The sequence below is a fragment of the Microcoleus sp. CZ3-B2 genome, assembly GCF_036705055.1.
Taxonomy (GTDB): Bacteria; Cyanobacteriota; Cyanobacteriia; order Cyanobacteriales; family Microcoleaceae; genus Microcoleus.
This window is the reverse complement of the sequence record NZ_JAUBTN010000131.1, coordinates 1-3,178: the sequence shown is the minus strand read 5'-3', so window position 1 is coordinate 3,178 and position 3,178 is coordinate 1. Positions and strand designations below refer to the sequence as shown.

Below are 3,178 nucleotides of genomic sequence, written 5' to 3'. Positions count from 1 at the left end.
ATCATTATTACCCAATTATATTTATGCACAAAGGGGTATTGACAAAATCTACTCCTTTCTAACTTGTTACCAATGACCCTGCCCGGAAGGATTGTGAGATCGTGTATTTTTGATGAAGGGGCGATCGCACTGGTATTGCAAAGAAGACCGGGCGGTTGAAACCGCATCTATACAGACAAAACCCGGATGGTGCGCGGGTTGAATACCCGGCCGTTTAAATTACGTTGTTTTCTTCAGGTTTCAACCGCCGTCTTATCTTTTTCACCACCAATCAACCAAAATTCAACGGATCGACATCAATAGTTAGACTAACAGAACGCGGCGTGCGTGAAGCGAAGCTATCCCGAAGGGAATCGCGCAACCCGATCAAATCCGACAAATCCACAGACTCATCCACAGGTAACTTCAGCAAAATCTGCCACCGATAGCGATTCGCCACCCGCATAATCGCCGCCGGTGCAGGCCCCAACATCTCGCAGCCAGTCACCGAAAGTCGATCGATATACTGTTGACAAACAGACGCCAACTGTACCGCAGTCACCGCAACTTCCGCCGCATCAACACTACTCAACCGCAACAAAACCAACCGCCCCGAAGGTGGATAATTCAACAGCGCCCTTTCTGCTAATTCCGTCTCCACAAAACCCGCATATTCATGCCGCCTCACCGCTTGAATTACCCGATGTTCGGGAGTGTAAGTTTGGATAATTACCCGCCCCGGATCGTCACCTCTCCCCGCACGGCCCGCCACTTGAGTTAATGTTTGAAAAGCCCGTTCGCTGGCCCGATAATCCGATAAATTCAGCAACCCATCAGCAGACACAACTCCTACCAACGTGACTCCTGCTAAATCTAACCCTTTCGTCAGCATTTGCGTCCCCAACAAAATATCAGCTTCCCCCTTCGCAAATTGAGTTAACAATCTGCGGTGGTCGCCCTTATTTCTAGTAGTGTCGCTATCAAACCGAATCCCCCGCAATTCGGGAAACAATCTGGTTAATTCCTGTTCCACTCGCTGGGTGCCACTGCCGAAGTTTTTGAAGTAAGGAGAACTGCAATCTGGACAGTTTTGAGGGTGTCGTTCCGTGTGGTTGCAGTAGTGACAGCGCAATATTTCTGCGGTTCCTTCGCCGACGTGGTGATAGGAAAGCGAAACATCGCAATTCGGGCATTCCATCACGTAGCCGCAACTCCGACAAGAGACAAAGGTACTGTGTCCTCGGCGGTGAATAAATAGAATACCTTGCTGTTGTTTTGCTTGCAATTGTTCCAGGGCGTTTTGCAGGGAAGTGCTGAAAATTGAACGATTTCCTTGCCGCAATTCTTGCCGCATATCGACTACTTCCACGGGCGGCATCGGGCGGGAATAAATGCGAGTTGGTAATGATAAATAATGGATAGTTGGTAACGAGTGATAATCTCGGCGCGTCCCCACTAATGTCTCTAAGGCTGGCGTTGCAGAACCTAAAATTAAGGGACAATTTTCTAATTCCGCGCGCCATTTGGCAACAGTGCGGGCGTGGTAACAGGGCGCTGGTTGGTCTTGTTTGAAGCTGCTGTCGTGTTCTTCATCGAGGATAATTAAGCCGAGGTGAGGCAATGGTGCAAAAATGGCCGATCGCGTGCCGATGACAATTTGCGGGGTTCCAGCGAGCATCTGCCGCCATGTATCGTAACGTTCGCCGTCGGATAGGGCGCTGTGGTACACGCAAATTTGCTCGCCAAAACGGGCGCGGAATCTGTCTGTAAGTTGCGGTGTCAACCCGATTTCGGGGACGAGCACGAGGGCGGATTTGCCGCTGGCTAGGATTGGGGCGATCGCCTGCAAATACACTTCAGTCTTCCCGGAACCTGTAACGCCGTGCAGCAGCACTTGACGGAATCCCGAAAAACTGTTAATAAACGCTAAAGCTTCAGCTTGAAAATGAGTTAAATTTTTCGGCGCATCGGGTAATTGAGCAATTGCGCGATCGGCCCTGAGCACTTCCCTTTGATCGATCACAATACAACCTTTTTCTGCCAATTTTTTGACAACGTAGGAACTCGTACTGCAAATTCTCAGCAAATCGTTCATCCACATTTCACCGCCGCCCAGCCGCAAAACTTCTAATACTTCTTGTTGTCGCTTGGTTAAATCTACAACAAAGGCGCTAGGAATTAATGTCACTGCCGGTTTGAATTGTGCTTTGGGAGGATTGGGCGGCTCTATATAACTTTCTACCCAACCCCGTTTCAACAAATCTCGCAATCCCCGATAGCTTCCCTTGACTTGTCCCTGAAGATATTTCCAAGTGTAATCGCCGTTTTTTTGAGCTTGCAGCAATTGCAATATTTGACTAGCAGCGGGATTTAGAAATGTTTCGGCATTGGGAGAAATAGCTTCTTTAATTAAGCGAATGCGGCGCACAGAACGGCTTAATAAACCGGGCGGTAGCGAAGCTCTAATTACTTGAATTAATGGCGTGCAATAATAAGTAGATACTCGTTCTAGTAGTTGCCAATAACTAGCCGGAAAAAATCCCGTAGTGACAATATCTTCGACATCTTTCACCCGCGCCGGATCTAAGTCGGTTGGCAGTTGAGAAACGAACCGAATGGCGATCGCCCCTACCTGTTGACTGCCAAAGGGTACGCTCAAAATATCCCCCGGCTGCACGTTCAATTGGGCTGGTAAGCGATAGGTAAATAGTTTGTTTTCCTCCCCCGGCAAGTCCCCCGCGCCCCTGAAAGGAGAGTCCACCAACACCTCGATCCACTCTGCTGGCGCGCTGGGGCGCTGGGGCGCTTGGTTGCTATCGTAGGATGCCCCCGGCTCTGCGGCTGCAGGGGTTGATAAACCAAAAGTGACAGTAGACATAGGGTTGCACATCAAACTAGGAGGAGCCGCAATCAAAGGGCGTTTTGATTATCCCTCAGTTTACCGCAGTCGATCGAGACTTAGACAGAACCTATATTTTACTCGTTTTACTCGTTACCAAGCTCTTCCTGGTAACGCAGATCCGCAGGCTCTGCCTCCCTAACTCTGTGTCGAGGCAGAGCAAGAGTGATATAGGTTCCCAAGCAGAGCCAGAGAACCAGTGAACTCCCCCTCTCCCCCTCTCCCCCTCTCCCTCTCCCCATATCCCCATCTCCCCCTCTCCCCCTCTCCCCTCTCCCCCTCTTCCCCTCTCCCCCTCTC

The 3,178-nt window shown here is 50.1% G+C and carries 2 protein-coding genes; both read right to left on the bottom strand.

Features of this window, described 5'->3' with window-relative positions; translation table 11 throughout:
* Positions 1-271: 271 nt before the first annotated feature.
* Positions 272-2,857, bottom strand: a complete 2,586-nt coding sequence (gene priA, locus QUA97_RS28015) for a primosomal protein N' (RefSeq protein ID WP_333197574.1) — start codon at positions 2,855-2,857, stop codon at positions 272-274.
* 107 nt (positions 2,858-2,964) lie between these two features.
* The coding region (locus QUA97_RS28010) for a hypothetical protein (RefSeq protein ID WP_333197572.1) at positions 2,965-3,178 on the bottom strand (214 nt) is incomplete at its 5' end.

Bases quoted from the DNA above. Each gene is read 5' to 3' on its own strand.
- priA (WP_333197574.1), bottom strand. From the start codon at position 2,857: ATGTCTACTGTCACTTTTGGTTTATCAACCCCTGCAGCCGCAGAGCCG.